General features: G+C 64.3%; 18 protein-coding genes. All 18 read left to right on the top strand.

Annotated features, from left to right (window positions below; genetic code table 11):
* Positions 1-487: 487 nt before the first annotated feature.
* The 18 genes from OK351_RS07410 (at position 488) to miaA (ending at position 16,517) form a co-directional block, all read left to right on the top strand.
* Complete coding sequence (locus tag OK351_RS07410) at positions 488-1,315, top strand: ABC transporter ATP-binding protein (RefSeq protein ID WP_265157397.1); 828 nt, start codon at positions 488-490, stop codon at positions 1,313-1,315.
* Complete coding sequence (locus OK351_RS07415; protein WP_265157399.1) at positions 1,312-1,998, top strand: ABC transporter permease; 687 nt, start codon at positions 1,312-1,314, stop codon at positions 1,996-1,998. Before OK351_RS07410 ends, OK351_RS07415 begins: the two co-directional genes overlap by 4 nt.
* Positions 1,995-2,759, top strand: coding sequence for an ABC transporter permease (locus OK351_RS07420; RefSeq protein ID WP_265157401.1), 765 nt, complete (start codon positions 1,995-1,997; stop codon positions 2,757-2,759). The genes OK351_RS07415 and OK351_RS07420 overlap by 4 nt, the downstream gene beginning before the upstream one ends.
* Positions 2,756-3,670 carry an ABC transporter substrate-binding protein gene (locus tag OK351_RS07425; RefSeq protein WP_265157403.1) on the top strand — a complete coding sequence of 305 codons (915 nt, stop codon included), beginning with the start codon at positions 2,756-2,758 and terminating at the stop codon, positions 3,668-3,670. The genes OK351_RS07420 and OK351_RS07425 overlap by 4 nt, the downstream gene beginning before the upstream one ends.
* A 240-nt stretch (positions 3,671-3,910) precedes the next feature.
* A complete protein-coding gene (locus OK351_RS07430) occupies positions 3,911-4,144 on the top strand; it encodes a hypothetical protein (protein ID WP_265157405.1) in 234 nt (77 codons plus the stop codon).
* 33 nt (positions 4,145-4,177) lie between these two features.
* Positions 4,178-4,315, top strand: a complete 138-nt coding sequence (locus OK351_RS07435; RefSeq protein WP_265157407.1) for a hypothetical protein — start codon at positions 4,178-4,180, stop codon at positions 4,313-4,315.
* A gap of 12 nt (positions 4,316-4,327) precedes the next feature.
* Positions 4,328-5,386, top strand: coding sequence for a hypothetical protein (locus OK351_RS07440; RefSeq protein ID WP_265157409.1), 1,059 nt, complete (start codon positions 4,328-4,330; stop codon positions 5,384-5,386).
* Positions 5,383-6,039 (top strand): hypothetical protein, encoded by a 657-nt coding sequence (locus tag OK351_RS07445; protein WP_265157411.1) that lies wholly within the window; start codon positions 5,383-5,385, stop codon positions 6,037-6,039. The genes OK351_RS07440 and OK351_RS07445 overlap by 4 nt, the downstream gene beginning before the upstream one ends.
* Positions 6,036-6,755 carry an ABC transporter ATP-binding protein gene (locus OK351_RS07450; protein WP_265157413.1) on the top strand — a complete coding sequence of 240 codons (720 nt, stop codon included), beginning with the start codon at positions 6,036-6,038 and terminating at the stop codon, positions 6,753-6,755. Before OK351_RS07445 ends, OK351_RS07450 begins: the two co-directional genes overlap by 4 nt.
* Positions 6,756-6,794: 39 nt before the next feature.
* Complete coding sequence (locus OK351_RS07455) at positions 6,795-9,695, top strand: FtsK/SpoIIIE family DNA translocase (RefSeq protein ID WP_265157415.1); 2,901 nt, start codon at positions 6,795-6,797, stop codon at positions 9,693-9,695.
* 3 nt (positions 9,696-9,698) lie between these two features.
* Positions 9,699-10,301 carry a CDP-diacylglycerol--glycerol-3-phosphate 3-phosphatidyltransferase gene (gene pgsA, locus OK351_RS07460; RefSeq protein ID WP_265157417.1) on the top strand — a complete coding sequence of 201 codons (603 nt, stop codon included), beginning with the start codon at positions 9,699-9,701 and terminating at the stop codon, positions 10,299-10,301.
* A 4-nt stretch (positions 10,302-10,305) separates the two neighbouring features.
* The gene (locus tag OK351_RS07465; RefSeq protein ID WP_265157419.1) at positions 10,306-10,791 is read left to right on the top strand and encodes a CinA family protein; all 486 of its coding nucleotides are present in this window, start codon (positions 10,306-10,308) and stop codon (positions 10,789-10,791) included.
* 209 nt (positions 10,792-11,000) lie between these two features.
* Positions 11,001-11,429 carry a helix-turn-helix domain-containing protein gene (locus tag OK351_RS07470; protein ID WP_306349474.1) on the top strand — a complete coding sequence of 143 codons (429 nt, stop codon included), beginning with the start codon at positions 11,001-11,003 and terminating at the stop codon, positions 11,427-11,429.
* A gap of 79 nt (positions 11,430-11,508) precedes the next feature.
* Positions 11,509-11,730: a DUF3046 domain-containing protein gene (locus OK351_RS07475; protein WP_265157421.1), complete on the top strand. Its 222-nt coding sequence runs from the start codon at positions 11,509-11,511 to the stop codon at positions 11,728-11,730.
* A 205-nt stretch (positions 11,731-11,935) separates the two neighbouring features.
* On the top strand, positions 11,936-12,988 hold the full coding sequence (gene recA / locus OK351_RS07480) for a recombinase RecA (RefSeq protein ID WP_265157423.1): 1,053 nt from the start codon (positions 11,936-11,938) through the stop codon (positions 12,986-12,988).
* A gap of 182 nt (positions 12,989-13,170) precedes the next feature.
* Positions 13,171-13,848 carry a regulatory protein RecX gene (locus tag OK351_RS07485; RefSeq protein WP_265157425.1) on the top strand — a complete coding sequence of 226 codons (678 nt, stop codon included), beginning with the start codon at positions 13,171-13,173 and terminating at the stop codon, positions 13,846-13,848.
* Positions 13,849-14,062: 214 nt separating this feature from the next.
* The gene (gene miaB, locus OK351_RS07490; RefSeq protein WP_265157427.1) at positions 14,063-15,592 is read left to right on the top strand and encodes a tRNA (N6-isopentenyl adenosine(37)-C2)-methylthiotransferase MiaB; all 1,530 of its coding nucleotides are present in this window, start codon (positions 14,063-14,065) and stop codon (positions 15,590-15,592) included.
* Between the two features lie 4 nt (positions 15,593-15,596).
* The gene (gene miaA, locus OK351_RS07495; RefSeq protein WP_265157429.1) at positions 15,597-16,517 is read left to right on the top strand and encodes a tRNA (adenosine(37)-N6)-dimethylallyltransferase MiaA; all 921 of its coding nucleotides are present in this window, start codon (positions 15,597-15,599) and stop codon (positions 16,515-16,517) included.
* The last annotated feature ends 1 nt before the right edge of the window (position 16,518 follow it).

Raw genomic sequence — 16,518 nt, forward strand, 5'->3', positions numbered from 1 at the left:
CTTCCGCAATCAACGGGCAAGGACCCCGGGACACATCCCGGGGTCCTTGCCCGTCTCCGGGCAGCGGAGCGGACAACTGGCGGGCGGCTTCAACCCCGGCCTCGGGAGGGCTACCCCGGGCCGGAACCAGGAATTACGGACCGGATAAAGCTGCTCTGGGCTTTCGGCGTGGCCGACGACGTGGGAACCCGGTGCGCGGGTTCGTGAACCGAAGTGTAGAATTCCCTGTGTACGCCTCAGGATCGCCTCTCAACGATGCCCCTGAGGCTCTTCTTTTTTGTGTTGCCGGCGTCTTTCCACGGGCAACTGACACCCGGTCAAGCTCCTCCGGGCCCCGAGCACGGCCGCGCTTGCTGGCAGTTTCCTCGGGATGTATCGATTGCGCCCCCGACGAGGGAAGAATGGTGCCCAACGTTGCCAGTTGGAGGGATCGCATGTATAGACTCGACACCATGGAGCGAACCGAGCCCTTCCCCGGAGAACGCATATGATCGAGTTCCACTCGGTCTCCAAGCACTATCCCGACGGCACCACGGCGGTGTCGGATTTCAGCCTGCAGATTCCCGCGCATCGCACCACCGTTTTTGTGGGGTCATCCGGCTGCGGGAAAACCACCTTGCTGCGGATGGTCAACCGCATGGTGGACCCGAGCCGGGGCCGCATCAGCATCGACGGGACGGACATCTCCGGGCAGGACGTGGTGCAGCTTCGCCGCAGCATCGGCTATGTCATGCAGAATGCCGGCCTGCTGCCGCACTTCACCGTGGAACAGAACATCTCCACGGTTCCCCGGCTCCAGGGCCGCACCCGCCGCGAGGCCCGGACACGTTCACTGGAACTGATGCAGACCGTGGGGCTGGATACCGCGATGGCCGACCGCTACCCGCACCAGCTCTCCGGAGGACAGCAGCAGCGGGTCGGGGTGGCCCGCGGGTTGGCCTCCGACCCGAATATCCTGCTCATGGACGAGCCCTTCGGGGCGGTGGACCCGATCGTGCGGGCCGAATTGCAGCAGGAACTGATCCGCCTGCAGCGCGAACTGGACAAGACCATCATCTTCGTCACCCATGACATCGACGAGGCCTTCCTGCTGGGGGACCAGGTGGTGATCCTGGCCGCCGGGGCCCAGAAGCTGCAGGTCGGCAGCCCCAGCCAGATCATCGAGGCACCGGCCAACGACTTCGTGTCCAGCTTCATCGGCGCCGAACGCGGGGCACGGGCCCTGTCGGTGAAACACACCGAGAATGGTCCGGTGCTCATCGACGGGCAGGGGCGCACCCAGGGCCGGCTGATCCAGGACGGCAGCGGTCGATGAACTGGATCCTGGAGAACTTGGGACTGATCGCCTCGTTATCCCTTGAACACCTGAGGCAAAGCTCGATCGCGATCGTGGCCGGATTCCTGCTCTCCATTCCGCTGGGATGGGTCGCCTGGCGCTACCGGCTGCTGCGCGGGGCGCTGGTGACCGGTACCGGGTTGCTGTACACGATTCCCTCCCTGGCATTGCTGATGATCCTGCCGGTGGTCACCGGGATGAGCGCGATCAGCGAGGCGAACCTGGTGCTGTCCCTGGCGATCTACGCCATTGCGATCATGGTCCGTGGGGTGGTGGACGGCCTGGATTCGGTGGACCCCGCCACCCGTTCGGCCGCCACCGCGCTGGGATACGGGGCCGGGCGCCGCTTCATCGCGGTGGATATGCCCCTGGCCGGCCCGGTCATCCTGGCCTCGCTGCGGGTGACCGCGGTCAGCACGATCTCGCTGGCCACAGTGGGCATCCTGGTGGGCGTCACCAACCTCGGCTACCTGTTCACCAACGGCCTGCAACGCCGGATCATCGCCGAGGTGCTGGCAGGGATCGTGGCGGTGGCGCTGATCGCGCTGGTTATCGACCTGCTGCTGGTGCTGGCCGGAAGACTGCTGATGCCATGGGGTACCCGGGGAGCCGGGCAGGATAAACCCGCCACACAGTCCGCGGGCGCGGCGGTGGGCCCATGAACCTGATGGCCGAAGCCCTCGACTGGATGACCGACCCTGCCCAATGGCAGGGGAACAACTCGCTGCTGCTCCTGCTGGCCCAGCACCTGGCGTACACCGCCATGGCGGTGCTTGTGGCCGCCCTGGTCGCCATCCCCGTGGGGTGGGGCATCGGGCATACCGGGCGGGGCCGGGAACTGGCCGTGGCCGTGTCCGGGATCGCCCGGGCGGTTCCGTCTTTCGGCCTGCTGATCCTTCTGGTCCTGCTCTTCGGGGTGTTGCACAAGCCGGAAGCCGCGGTGCTCACCTTCGTGCTGTTGGCCATTCCCTCCATCCTGGCCGGGGCCTACACCGGCTTCGAGGCCATTGACCGCAAGACGGTGGACGCGGCCCGGGCGGCGGGGATGACCGAATGGCAGATCCTGGCCAAGGTCGAGATCCCGCTGGGGCTGCCATTGCTGGTCGGAGGACTGCGTTCGGCGATCCTGCAGGTGGTCGCCACCGTCACCATTGCCGCGTACGTCAACCTCGGGGGACTGGGGCTGCCGATCATCACCGGGCTGAACCTGCGCCGATACGACATGGTGCTGGGCGGGGCCATCATGGTCGCCGTGCTGGCATTGCTGCTGGACATGCTGCTGGCCGGGGCGCAGAAGCTCGCGGTCCCGCGCGGACTCGCGCCGAGCCGGCAACGGACCGCTCGACCGGTGGTGCCCACCAATGACGGCCCCACCCCGGACACCGAAATGACCGCACCACCCACAGAGAGGGCACGATCATGAAAACCCCATCCCGCCGAGTACTGCTGGGGCTGGCAACATTGGCCGTCGGCAGCCTGGCCCTGGCCGGTTGTTCCACCGGCGATCCGCTGGCGGAGGACACCGGTGACACCACGGGCGCATCACAGGCCATCGTCGTCGGATCGCAGGCCTACTACTCCAATGAGATCATCGCCGAGATCTATGCCCAGGCCCTGGAACGGGCCGGGCTGCAGGTGGAACGCCAATTCAACATCGGCCAACGTGATGCCTACATGCCGCAGCTGGAAAACGGCAGCATCGATGTAATGCCGGAGTACACGGGCAACCTGCTGCAGTTCTTCGAACCGGAGACCACCGTGCGGGCCGCCGATGAGGTGTACGCGGCGTTGGATGACGCCCTGCCCGAGGGGCTGACGGTGCTGGAGATGGCCGAGGCCTCCGACCAGGATTCCTACACCGTGACCGCGGACTTCGCCCAGGAACATGGCCTGGTTTCGATCGCCGACCTGGCCGACGTCGATGAACCGCTCACCCTGGGTGGGCCACCGGAGCTCGCCGAGCGTCCCTACGGCCCCTCCGGGCTGGCCGGGACCTACGGCGTCGAGGTCGACTTCTCGGCCACGGGGGATACCACCGTGGAGGATCTGGTGGCCGGTACCGTGAACGTGGCCAACGTGTTCACGGCCGACCCGCGCATCCACACCGAGAACCTGGTGGTGCTTGAAGATCCCGAGTCGCTGTTCCTGGCCTCGAATGTGGTGCCGGTGGTGGGCGAGGCGGTCGCCGGCCAGGTGGCCGACGCCATCAACCGGGTCAGCGCGCGGCTTTCGGCAGACACCCTGGTGGAACTGAACGTGCAGAGCACCGTGGACCAGCAATCGGCGGCCACCATCGCCGGGCAATGGCTCGATTCGGTGGGCATCACCGGATAGCCGAAGCACGCCATCGAGCCCCGGACGATAACCACAGCAGGGGGAACCGGGCTGAGCTACCCGTCGGCCGGTGGGCTGCCCAGGGAACGGCGCGGACCCGGCGAACAGGGCACCTACGCAAACACCGCTGAAGAACATGCGCACCGCACTCACTGCCTCGATTGCGGCAATGGGCGCGGTGCTCGGTGCCGCGTCGACTCCCGACGAATCAATGTCCCAGACCAAACCGGAAGGTGACCCATGGACACCATCAGCACCCGCTCGAACGGTGCTACGCTGCGCATCGCGTCTCTGGCCAGCTGGCTGCTGGTTGCGGCAGCGCTGGGGGTGATCGGCCTGAACGGACTGCGCCTGGAGGCAGCGGAGTTCATCCAACCTGCCGCCGCAGTGGACGGCATGCAATTGATGTGGCGGATCCTGGGCGGTGCCGCCTGCGTGTTGCTGGTGCTCTGGCTGCCCTTCGCGCTCAGCTGACGAAGCCTGCCCGCCGTCGCCACCGGGATTTGCGTGGCCGGGGCGCTTCTGGCGGTCTTCGCCATCCCGTTCTTCCGTGCGACCCAGCTGACCGGGGTGCTCATTGCCGCGTCCATCATCCTGGCGGTGTGTGCCCTGGCACAGCTGGCGTTCCGCCTGCCCCGTAACTAGCCGGAGGACCCAGTGCAGATCCCCAGGGAACCGGGCAACGACGTGACGGAGTCGGTCGTGGCCGACCGGCCGGTTCGTCATTCGGGCAGTTCATCGCTGCTCGTTTCGGTGCGCTATGTGCTGATGCTCGAACTGGTGAGCCGTGCGCTGCGTAATTCACTGCCGGCACGGCCGGCGTACCTCGTCCCGCTGGCCGCCATTGCAGCGGTCCTCTACCTGGTGTTGGTTCCCGGGGCATTTCTTGCCACCGGAGCCCTGGCACATCTGCTGGGCCGGGAACTGGGTCTATCGGGAACGCGGGTCGCGGGGCTGTTGGTCGTTGTCTGCACGGTCGTGGCCCTTGCCTCCGCGCTGGGCAACCTGACTAGGCAATCGGTCATTGAGCTACGCCAACCGGTGCAGCTGCCGCACTATCTGGGATTGGATCTGCATCCCTGGGCGGCAGCAGCGGCCCACCAGCTGCTACCGCGGGCCCTGCGCACGCTGACCTGGATGTTATTCGGTGTGTTCGCGATCGCGGGGATCGGGCTGATCCGGCCTGCGACCGCCGAACCGACAGCGTTGGCAAGCCATGGGTGGGCCGCTGCCCTGGGAGTACTGGTCCCGGCCGCATGGGGCACCGTCCTGCAGCTGCTACTGGCCTACCGCGAGCGACGGTGGCAGCTGCACCCGGCCTGGTTCGCGGCACTGTTCTCCGCATGCCTCATCAGTCTGGTGGCCGCAGCGACGTATTCCCTGGCATCGGAGGGCCAACTGGCCATGCCCGGGGAAGCGGCGGTGCTGGGCTGGATCGGCTGGACCGCGGATCTGGGCAGCGCTGCCAGCGGAGTGATCCTGTCGTTCGCCGTGCTCAGTGTGCTCACCGGGGTGGTCGCCACGGTGCTCGCCCGACGCAGGGCAGGAGGCGGGGGCCCGGTTACCGGATTCCCGGCAGCGGGAGGATCGCTCGGCGCCCGGACGCCGCGGCTGCACTGGTCCGTGGCGGCATCGGCCTGCACCCGGAACGTCGGCTGCTTCTCCTGCAAGTGCGCCACGACACACGTCAAGCGGCGACGGTCTTCCGCCAGATGAGCCTGGTTTTTCCGGTGCTCGGCGCGGGGCTGTGCGGCTTCGGCCTCGGCGCGTGGCTGGCCCGGACCACCGCAGGGATCGACTGGTTGCAGATAGCCGGTGTCGGCACGCTGGCCACCTTGGCCGCCCTGCTGGCCATGACACTGACCAGCGCTGCGGGACCGATCTGGTGGATTCCCCGATTCCACTTGCTGGTAGACAACGGGTACAGCCTGCCGGCACTGGCCTCCGGCTACCTTGGGCAAGTGCTGGCGTTGTGCTCGCTGCCCCTGGTCTTTCCGGTGCTCGGCTTCGCCCTGATCCGTGGAAGCTGGATGCCGCTGCTCGAAGCGCTGGTTCTGGTCCCCACGGTGGCCGCTGCTGCTGTGGCCAGCGACCTCTTGGATGGGTACCGTCAACAAAACCCGGACGGCTCGGCCGATGGGGGATTAGGCGGTGCCTTGCTGATGCTCTTGGCCATGGTGTTGGCCACGACGGTGTGGATCCTGCCGTGGCCGCTGTCACCGGTCCTTGCGCTGATGCTGATGCTGGGCCTGCTGGCCACCAGTTGGCGGCTGATCCAACGGCGCACCGGTCCACGGCCTTCGATGCCGCAAGACCGGTCACGGACAGCTTTCGAATTTTCCACCCCGTCTACCAAGAAGCGGACATGAATCAGAACTCGACTTCCCTGCAGGCCGTGGCGCGCCCGGTTCTCAACGTGCGGAATCTCACTGCCGGATACCACCGCGGTGCACCGGTGTTCAAGGACCTGAATCTGTGTATTTCCGGGCCTCTGGCGCACTTGCAGGGCCGCAACGGCAGCGGTAAGTCCACGCTCATCGAGGTCATTGCCGGCATCTTGGAACCGTGGATCGGAAGCGTTGAGCTGCTGGGTGAGCACCCCACAACGCAACGGGCGCGTAGTCTGCGGTGCATCTGTCGCGCCGAACCGGCCTTGGTGCCGGTGTTGCCCGTATACCTGCAAGTCGAGCTGATCAGCCGGGGACTGGGCATCCCAGCGGATTGGCTACGGGAACGGCTGGACTCTTACGGGTTGGAACCGTGGCTGGATACCCCGGCAGGAGAACTGTCCACTGGCAACCTCAAGAAGCTCTGGTTCGTACTCGGCACGGCGGAACGACGGCCTCTCATGATCCTGGACGAGCCGTTTAACGGGCTGGATACCGGCAGCGTGGAACTGCTGAGCCGTGAAATCCTGCAATGGACCGAGCAGGGAAGCCAGGTGGTGGTCGTGGCCCACGAATTGCCCGGCGCTCTGCAACCGGATCAGCTGGTACAGCTCCCGGACGCCGGCACCAGGGCCACGCACGGGGCATCACGATGCTCAGGTACCGGTCGCCGGGCAACCCCGGACCAGACCGTGTAAATTCAATGGCCAGACTAACCGGGGAGATACCCTAGATACATGGCTCCACGTACCCAATCCAAGGGCGCGAAGACTTCGGCTGCGCGTAAACCGCGCGGTTCTGGTTCCGCGACCAAGAAAAAGACTTCCCAGAATCCAGAGCACGAGCTGGCGCTGCCGCTGCGCCTCATCCTCGGATTCTGGATGGGCATTGCCCGGGTGATCGGTGGCGCCTTCCGCAAGATCGGCCGCAATGTGCGCCCGGACTACGAGGTTCGTCGCGACGGCACCGGGCTGTTCCTGACCCTGATCGCCGTGATCGTGGCGGTTGTCGAATGGTGGGGCCTGCGTGATGTGGGCTGGTTCGGCCGCGGGGTGCATGCGGTGGCCGGTGGATCGCTCGGGTTCATGGCCGTCCTGTTGCCGCCGATCCTGCTGATCGGCGCCGCCCGGCTCTTCCGCTACCCGGAGAACGATGCGGCGAACAACCGTATCGGCATCGGCCTGCTGGTCATGACCCTGGCCGGGGCCTCCACCGCGAACCTGGTGGCCGGTGCCCCGAGCGTCGCGGCGGACTTCGACACCCTGTGGAGCGCCGGGGGGATGGCCGGAGCCATCCTGGGTACCCCGATGGCGGCATTGATCTCGGTCCCCGGAGCCATGGCCGTGTTCATTTTCCTGCTGTTCATGTCCCTGCTGATCATCACCGCCACCCCGATCCTGCAGATCCCGGCGCGCGTGCGGGCCGGCTACAACAAACTGCTGGGGCAGGACCCCGCCGCCCCGCGCCCGCACCGGGTGCCCGAAACCCGGGAACTGGACCCGAACTCCGAGGAGCACGACCAGTCCTACCTGTACGGTGAGGAAGAACCCGCCCCGGCACCGGCAGCCAAGAAGAAGCGTTCCTCATTCTTCAAGCCGCGGAACAAGAAGGCCACCGAGGTGTACGACGTGGACGGGGACGCGGAGACCGGTCATGTGGGGGATGTCGCCTATGACACCCCGGTGATTGCCGATAATGATGCCACCGTTTCCCTGGACCAGATCGATGCGGATACGGCCCTGGCCATGGAGGCGGAGCCGGCCACCCAGGCCATGGCCCGGCCGGCCGCCGACCCGAACGTCCCGCCGCCGGGGGTGAAACGCCCGACCAAGGCCGAAACCGAGATGGCCGCGATCATGGACGAAATCGGCCTGGGAAAGAACGAACCCGAGGCCGCCACCGATGCGATGAGCACGGTCGCCATGGACCGCACCAAGCCGGCGGCACCGCTGACCCCGATCCCAGCCCGCACCGAACAGCTGCAGTTATCCGGGGACATCACCTACACCCTGCCCACCGATGACTTCCTGCCCTCCGGACCGCCGGCCAAGGAACATTCCGAAGCCAATGACGCGGTGGTCGCCGCGCTGACCAACACGCTCACCCAGTTCAAGGTCGACGCCCAGGTCACCGGGTTCTCCCGCGGACCGACCGTGACCCGCTACGAGATCGAGCTGTCCCCGGGGACCAAGGTGGAAAAGGTCACCGCGCTATCCAAGAACATCTCCTACGCCGTGGCCTCCTCGGATGTGCGGATCCTCTCGCCGATTCCGGGCAAGAGCGCCATCGGCATCGAGATCCCCAATACGGACAAGGAAATCGTGGCGCTCGGTGACGTGCTGCGTAGCCATAATGCCAAGAAGACCCAGCACCCGATGGTCATGGGGGTCGGCAAGGACGTGGAAGGCGGGTTCGTCGTGGCGAACCTGGCCAAGATGCCGCACCTGCTGGTGGCCGGTGCCACCGGTGCCGGTAAGTCCTCGTTCGTGAACTCGATGATCACCTCGATCCTGATGCGCTCCACCCCGGACGAGGTGCGTATGGTGATGGTCGACCCCAAGCGTGTGGAACTGACCGCCTACGAGGGCGTGCCGCACCTGATCACCCCGATCATCACCAACCCGAAGAAGGCCGCCGAGGCCCTGGCTTGGGTGGTGCGCGAAATGGACACGCGTTACGACGACCTGGCGAACTTCGGGTTCAAGCACGTGGACGACTTCAACAAGGCGGTCAAGGCAGGCAAGGTGCAGGTGCCGGCCGGCTCCGAACGCGTCTTGCGCCCCTACCCGTACCTGCTGGTGATCGTGGATGAGCTGGCCGACCTGATGATGGTGGCCCCTCGCGATGTGGAAGATGCGATCGTACGCATCACCCAGCTGGCCCGTGCGGCCGGTATCCACCTGGTGCTGGCCACCCAGCGCCCATCGGTGGACGTGGTCACCGGCCTGATCAAGGCCAACGTGCCCTCGCGGATGGCCTTCGCCACCTCCTCGGTGACCGACTCCCGCGTGGTGCTGGACCAGCCCGGCGCAGAGAAGCTGCTGGGCCAGGGCGACGCGCTCTTCCTGCCGATGGGTTCCTCCAAGCCAATGCGTGTCCAGGGAGCCTGGGTCACCGAATCCGAGATCCAACGGGTGGTCAAGCACGTCAAGGAGCAACTGCAGCCCGAGTACCGCGATGACGTGGTGCCGGTGGCGGAAAAGAAGAAGATCGACGAGGACATCGGCGACGATCTGGACCTGCTGCTACAGGCCACCGAACTGGTTGTCACCAGCCAGTTCGGCTCCACCTCGATGCTGCAGCGCAAGCTCCGGGTGGGTTTCGCCAAGGCCGGGCGCCTGATGGACCTGATGGAATCGCGCGGTGTCGTGGGTCCTTCCGAGGGCTCCAAGGCCCGCGATGTGCTGGTCAAACCCGATGACCTGCCGGCCGTGCTGGCCGCCATGCGCGGGGACGACGCGACCAGGCACCAGGCCAGCGCCGCTGAACAGGCATTGGTTGATGAAGCCAACCACACCCATGCGGCACCGGTTGACCTGGTGGCCGAGGACCTTGAATCACGCGCCCAGGCCGTCGACTACTTCGACGGCGACGATGATGACGCGGGCGAAGACGCCTGGAACCTGACAGGAAGATAGTTGATGACACATCCCGCCAGCGGCGAGCAACCGGTCCCGACCCTGAATATCGCCAATGTGCTGACCACGCTGCGCATCATCATGGTGCCCTTCTTCGTCTGGGCACTGCTGGCGGACAACTCCGAGCAAGGCCTGTGGCGTTGGGTGGCCGTGGCGATCTTCGCCGTGGCCATGTATACCGACAAGCTCGACGGCGACCTGGCCCGCAACCGCGGGTTGATCACCAACTTCGGCAAGATCGCCGACCCGATCGCCGACAAGTTACTCACCGGCTCGGCCCTGGTGGTCTTCTCGATTATCGCCGAACTGCCCTGGTGGGTGACCATCACCATCCTTGTCCGCGAATGGGGCATCACCCTGTTGCGCTTCGCGGTAATCCGCTACGGTGTGATTGCCGCGGATATGGGCGGAAAGATCAAGACCGTGTTGCAGGCCGCGGTCATCATCCTCTACCTGCTTCCGTTCACGCACACCATCGACTGGCTGCATACCGTGGCCTGGTACCTGATGCTGCTGACGGTCGCGGTGACGGTGCTGACCGGACTGGACTACATCTTCAAGGCCGCCAAGCTGGTACTTGCCGCAGGCCGCACCGCAAAGGAGTAACCCGATGCCCCGAGATCTCGCCGCCGAGGTAGTCCAGCGCGCAGTGGCCGCAGGTCGGCAACTGGCAACCGCCGAATCGTTGACCGCCGGACAGATCAGTGCGACGCTGGCCACCGTTCCCGGGGCTTCTGCGGTCCTGCGCGGGGCAGTGGTGAGCTACTCCTCGGAGGTCAAGGTCTCCCTGCTCGGGGTTCCCCGCGGGCTGCTGGAATCCAAAGGCTCCGTGGACCCCGAAGTCGCCCGACTCATGGCCACCGGTGCGCGCCGGGCCTGCGGGGCGGATATCGCGGTCTCGGCTACCGGGGTGGCCGGACCTGCGGCCCATGATGGCAAATCGGTGGGCACCGTTTTCATCGGCTGGGCCAGCGCGGCCGGGTCCGGGGCGGTGGAACACCACTTCGTGGGGGACCGGGACAAGATCCGGGCACGGTCCACTCAGGCGGCTCTTCAACAGCTGCTTGTCATTCTGGACCAAGAAAATTCACAGTAAGGCCCGTCATACTTGGTTATCGGAACACATAACGCAACAGTTCCGATTAATTGCCTGATGATGTGGCTTTCGTCGCATTCGATTGATTAGGGTAAAGGTACCGGGAACAAAATCCCGACCGGCACCGTTGAACAAGATGTCGGGTCAACAACTTGACCCGGGTCTGGAAAAGACCAATTATGAGGACCCCAGGAGCAGAGGCTACACACATGGTTAAGCAACCCGTAACGGTCAATGGAGTTGTCCGTTGGCGCGACATGGGCCAACCAGCCGAAGTCCAGCGCGAGAAGGAGGAGCACAAAATGGTAGTACTCCGTCACGAAATCGGCGATGTCCTCCGTGATATCCGCCAGCGCCAGGGCCGCACCCTACGCGAGGTTTCGCACAGCGCCCGTGTCTCCCTTGGCTATCTCTCGGAAGTCGAACGCGGCCAGAAGGAAGCATCCAGCGAGTTGCTCTCTTCGATCTGCGTGGCTTTGGAGGTCCCGCTGTCATTGATGTTGCGTGAGGTTTCCGATCGCATCGCCCTGGCTGAGGGAATCGCCATCCCGGACACCATTCCATCCGAGCTGTCCAGCGAGTTCGGTACCGAGTTGCCCGAGCGCTTCAACAAGCCTTTGGCTTCGGCATCCAGCTAGGACCCCAACTACTTCGAATCATCCCAGGACTCCCGCCACAAGGCGGGGGTTCTGCGGTGTTTAATGGGAGAATGGCAAGGTGCGATTGAGCGATTTTTGGCGGAACATGGATCATGAATTCGGCCCACGGTATTCACGGGTGCTGGCCGATACGCTGGCGCTGTCCGAATTCAACTCCCTGAATGCCACCGAAGCACTGGATCGAGGAGTGCCGCCCCGTGATGTCTGGCAGGCAGTCTGCAGGGCGCAGGATGTGCCGCCGGAGCGGTGGCTGGGACCGGATATCGAAATCAAGGAATAAGTTCCCGGCGTGTTCGAAGCCAATGACATTGCATTCGAATACCTGTTCGGATAGCGTAGTTCTCGTGCACATAGCGAGGCACGCGAAGTTTTCCACTTTTGGATCCATCGAATCCAAAATGTCGGAGTGCCGTCGTACTGTCGAGGGCAGTAAGACGAATATCGATAGGCATACACCACGTAGCCACGACGACTAAAGGTGAACCATGGCAGCAAAGAATGATCGCGAAAAGGCGCTCGAATCCGTCCTAGGCCAGATTGACAAGCAATTCGGCAAGGGTTCGGTTATGCGTTTGGGTGATGACACCCGTGCGCCTATTGAAGCCATCCCCACCGGTTCGGTCGCCTTGGACGTGGCGCTGGGCATTGGTGGACTGCCGCGTGGCCGCGTGGTGGAGATCTATGGTCCGGAATCCTCGGGTAAGACCACCGTGGCCCTGCACGCTGTTGCCAGCGCGCAGCGCGCCGGTGGCATTGCGGCCTTCATCGACGCGGAGCACGCACTGGATCCGGAATACGCCAAGAAGCTCGGCGTGGATACCGATGCACTGCTGGTTTCCCAGCCGGACACCGGTGAGCAGGCGCTGGAAATCATGGACATGCTGGTTGGTTCCGGCGCCCTGGACATCATTGTCATCGACTCGGTGGCGGCGTTGGTCCCACGCGCCGAAATCGAAGGCGAAATGGGCGATAGCCACGTGGGCCTGCAGGCCCGACTCATGTCCCAGGCACTGCGTAAGATCACCGGCCGGCTCTCGGCGTCGAAGACCACCGCCATCTTCATCAACCAGTTGCGTGAAAAGATCGGCGTGTTCTTCGGCAGCCCGGAAACCACCACCGGTGGTAAGGCGCTGAAGTTCTATGCCTCGGTGCGCTTGGATATCCGGCGTATCGAAACTCTGAAGGAGGGCGCCAACCCGGTGGGTAACCGCACCCGCGTGAAGGTTGTCAAGAACAAGATGGCTCCGCCTTTCAAGCAGGCGGAATTCGACATCCTCTATGGGGTGGGTATTTCCCGCGAGGGCAGCCTGATCGACATGGGTGTCGAGCACGGACTGGTCAAGAAGTCCGGGGCCTGGTTCACCTATGACGGCGACCAGTTGGGCCAGGGCAAGGAGAATGCCCGTCGTTTCCTGAAGGACAACCCGGATCTGGCCAATGAGCTGGAGCTGCAGATCAAGCAGAAGCTGGGCATCGTTGAAATGCCCGAGGTTGAGGCGGACGACACCGAGGGTCTGCGCGTCGTCGAAGGCGAGTAACAGTGCCCCCACGCAGTCCACACGGCGCCAGGTCCGGAAGGAATTCCGGACCCGGCGCCGAGCGCGTATCCGCAGAGTTCTACGGTGATCCGGATGAAATGCCGGACTGGGCGAAACCGGAGTCGGAGGACCGCGAAGGGACAGCGACCGCCGAACCGCACCGAGCGCGGAGAAGCCCGTCAGTGCAACATCGAGGTACGCTATCCGCCCCCGAGCCGGCGACCGCGCAGGATACTGCACCGCCAACGGTCGAGGACCTGCGCGCCTCCATGCAGCAGATCCTTGAAACCCCCGCGACGAAACGCAAACCCGAGAGGAAACGTGCGGCGAAACGGCCGAGCAAGGCCGAACGGGTTGCGGCCGAGACTGAAGAGCTGGATGAAGACCAGTGGCGTGAAAAGGCCCGTGGAATCCTGCTTCGCCAGTTGACCGCGAGCGACAAATCCGCCAAGCAGCTCAAGGACAAGTTGCTTGAGAAGGAATGCCCGGAAGACATTGCCGAGGAAGTCATTCAACGATTCATCGACGTGGATCTGGTCGATGATGAGAAGTTCGCCAATGCCTGGGTGCGTGCCCGTACCCGCACCCGCGGTTTAGCCCGGGGAGCGCTGAAGCACGAACTGCGATCCAAGGGCATCGACGATGAGATCGCCCAAATGGCCCTGGATCAGGTCGATGACCAGGACGAGGAAGAACGCGCCCGTGAACTGGTCCGGGCTAAGCTACGCCCGGAATCCATGGGGCTGGATCGTGACAAGGCGCTACGCCGGCTGGTCGGCATGCTCGGACGCAAGGGCTATAACGGATCACTGGCCTTTAAGGTTGCCCGCGAGGAATGGGACGCCCGGTTCCGGGAATGACGTCCCCAGCAGCAAATACCCGGAGAGAGCGGCCAGCGCAGGTGTCCTGGCGGGTAGGAGCTCAGTGCCATTGCCACCATGGGCGATGACCATAAACGGGCGCCTGGAGCTTTTTCCTCACCATATGCAAAAGCGAACGCAGGAAGCGGCTAGTCCTTCCCGTCCTAGGCATGCCTTCGTTTCGGCAACCCCGAATTTTCGGTAATCTGGAGGGGTGACTGAGCTAGCGTCGAAGACCCCAACCGATCCCGAAAACGTGCAGCGTACCTACGAGGTACGCACCTTCGGGTGCCAGATGAACGTGCATGATTCCGAACGTCTATCCGGTTTGCTGGAGGATGCCGGACTGAGCCGCAAAGCGGAGCAGGCTGGCAGTGAAGTGGCCGATGTGGTGGTCTTCAATACCTGCGCAGTGCGCGAAAACGCGGATAACAAGCTTTACGGGAATCTTGGCATCCTCAAGGCGGTGAAAGCCGAACGTCCCGGGATGCAGATCGCCGTGGGCGGGTGCCTGGCCCAGAAGGACCGAGACACCATCATCAAGAAGGCGCCCTGGGTGGATGTGGTGTTCGGAACCCACAATATCGGTTCGCTGCCGACCTTGCTGGCCCGCTCGGCCCACAACCAGCAAGCCGAGCTGGAGATCCTTGAATCACTGGATGTCTTTCCATCAACCTTGCCTACCCGTCGCGAATCCGTATACGCCGGGTGGGTGTCGATTTCGGTGGGTTGCAACAACACCTGTACGTTCTGCATTGTTCCGTCGTTGCGGGGCAAGGAACGGGACCGTCGTCCCGGGGAGATCCTGGCCGAGATCCAGGCGCTGGTTGATGATGGGGCAATCGAGGTCACCTTACTGGGACAAAACGTGAACTCCTACGGGGTGGAGTTCGGTGATCGGCTGGCCTTCGGCAAGTTGTTGCGGGCCTGCGGGGACATCGAGGGACTGGAACGCGTTCGGTTCACCAGCCCCCACCCGGCCGCCTTTACCGATGATGTCATCGACGCCATGGCCGAAACACCGAACGTCATGCCGCAGCTGCATATGCCGCTGCAGTCCGGCTCGGACAAGATGCTCAAGGACATGCGGCGTTCCTACCGGTCCAAGAAGTTCCTGGGCATCCTGGACAAGGTACGTGAGCGCATCCCCCATGCAGCCATCACCACCGACATCATCGTAGGCTTCCCCGGGGAAACCGAAGAGGACTTCCAGGCGACCCTTGATGTCGTGGAAGTTTCCCGTTTCTCCTCGGCCTACACCTTCCAGTACTCCAAACGCCCGGGGACCCCGGCGGCCACCATGGAGAACCAGTTGCCCAAGGCCGTGGTGCAGGAACGCTATGAGCGCCTGACCGCCTTGCAGGACCGGATCGCCAAGGAGGAGAACGCCAAGCAGCTGGGGCGCACCGTAGAGGTCATGGTCACCGAGCAGTCCGGCCGCAAGGCGGAAGAGACCCACCGTCTGGCCGGTCGGGCCCGGGACCAGCGGCTGGTGCATTTCTCGGTTCCCGAGGGCGCCGAAACCCCTCGACCCGGTGACTTGGTCACCCTGCCGATCACCGAAGTGGCAGCCTTCCATCTGGTTTCCGATCCCAGTGCGCAGCAGTATGCGCTGCGCCGCTCACGGGCCGGGGACGCCTGGGACCGGTCCCAGGCCGAAAGCTGTGGGGTGCCGAGCACCGGTAACAGCAGCGCCGTGGGCAAGACCAACCTGGGTATGCCGACGCTGAAGGTGCGCAGCTAAGTCCATGGAGCCCTCGAAACTGCCGCTGATCGCAGTGGTTGGGCCCACCGGCACCGGAAAATCCGACCTGGCGATCGCCCTGGCCCGGACGCTGGACGGGGAAATCGTTAACTCCGACGCGTTGCAGTTCTATCGGGGCATGGACATCGGCACCGCCAAACTTGCGCCGGAAGAACGCGGCGGCATCGACCACCACTTGCTGGACATCATGGAGGTGACCGAGGAGGCCTCGGTCGCGCAGTTCCAGACCCAGGCGCGGACCTGCTTCGAACAGATCAGGTCCCGCGGCAGGGTACCGGTGCTGGTGGGAGGGTCCGGACTGTATGTGCGTGCCGCCCTGGACATCATCGACTTCCCGCCCACCGACCCGGCCGTACGGCAACGGCTCGAAGCCGAGGTTGAACGGCATGGCGAAGCGCCGCTACGGTCGCGGCTGGCCGCAGTCGACCCCATCTCCGCGGGCCGGAAACTGGATTTGCGCCGGACCATTCGTGCAGTGGAAGTGTACGAGATCTCCGGCAGGGCCTTCAGCTCCTTCATGCCCGAACGCCGGTACTTCCAGCCGGCCATCCAAATCGGATTGAACCTGGACCGCACGTTATTGCACGGGCGCTTGGCGGCCCGGGTGCACCGGATGGATGAACAGGGCCTGGAAACCGAGGTGCGGGGACTGATCCCCGCAGGACTGCGTACCGGCAGGACCTCATCAAGGGCCATCGGCTACCAGCAATACCTGGATTTCATCGACGGGAAACTGACCCGGGAATCGGCTATTGAAGCCACGGTCATCGCCACCCGCAAGTTCGCCCGACGCCAGATTACGTGGTTCACCGCAGATGACAGAGTCACTTGGCTGGACCCCACCGAAGATGGAATCATTGACCGCGCGCTGGAACATATCCAGCAGGGAACCATCCACAGCTAAG

This window comes from Glutamicibacter sp. MNS18 (assembly GCF_026107515.2).
Classification (GTDB): Bacteria; Actinomycetota; Actinomycetes; order Actinomycetales; family Micrococcaceae; genus Glutamicibacter.

What these genes read in the sequence shown, in the direction of transcription:
- OK351_RS07410 (WP_265157397.1), top strand. Translation starts at nt 488, where the DNA reads ATGATCGAGTTCCACTCGGTCTCCAAGCACTATCCCGACGGCACCACG.
- OK351_RS07415 (WP_265157399.1), top strand. Translation starts at nt 1,312, where the DNA reads ATGAACTGGATCCTGGAGAACTTGGGACTGATCGCCTCGTTATCCCTT.
- OK351_RS07420 (WP_265157401.1), top strand. Translation starts at nt 1,995, where the DNA reads ATGAACCTGATGGCCGAAGCCCTCGACTGGATGACCGACCCTGCCCAA.
- OK351_RS07425 (WP_265157403.1), top strand. Translation starts at nt 2,756, where the DNA reads ATGAAAACCCCATCCCGCCGAGTACTGCTGGGGCTGGCAACATTGGCC.
- OK351_RS07430 (WP_265157405.1), top strand. Translation starts at nt 3,911, where the DNA reads ATGGACACCATCAGCACCCGCTCGAACGGTGCTACGCTGCGCATCGCG.
- OK351_RS07445 (WP_265157411.1), top strand. Translation starts at nt 5,383, where the DNA reads ATGAGCCTGGTTTTTCCGGTGCTCGGCGCGGGGCTGTGCGGCTTCGGC.
- OK351_RS07450 (WP_265157413.1), top strand. Translation starts at nt 6,036, where the DNA reads ATGAATCAGAACTCGACTTCCCTGCAGGCCGTGGCGCGCCCGGTTCTC.
- OK351_RS07455 (WP_265157415.1), top strand. Translation starts at nt 6,795, where the DNA reads ATGGCTCCACGTACCCAATCCAAGGGCGCGAAGACTTCGGCTGCGCGT.
- pgsA (WP_265157417.1), top strand. Translation starts at nt 9,699, where the DNA reads ATGACACATCCCGCCAGCGGCGAGCAACCGGTCCCGACCCTGAATATC.
- OK351_RS07465 (WP_265157419.1), top strand. Translation starts at nt 10,306, where the DNA reads ATGCCCCGAGATCTCGCCGCCGAGGTAGTCCAGCGCGCAGTGGCCGCA.
- OK351_RS07470 (WP_306349474.1), top strand. Translation starts at nt 11,001, where the DNA reads ATGGTTAAGCAACCCGTAACGGTCAATGGAGTTGTCCGTTGGCGCGAC.
- recA (WP_265157423.1), top strand. Translation starts at nt 11,936, where the DNA reads ATGGCAGCAAAGAATGATCGCGAAAAGGCGCTCGAATCCGTCCTAGGC.
- miaA (WP_265157429.1), top strand. Translation starts at nt 15,597, where the DNA reads ATGGAGCCCTCGAAACTGCCGCTGATCGCAGTGGTTGGGCCCACCGGC.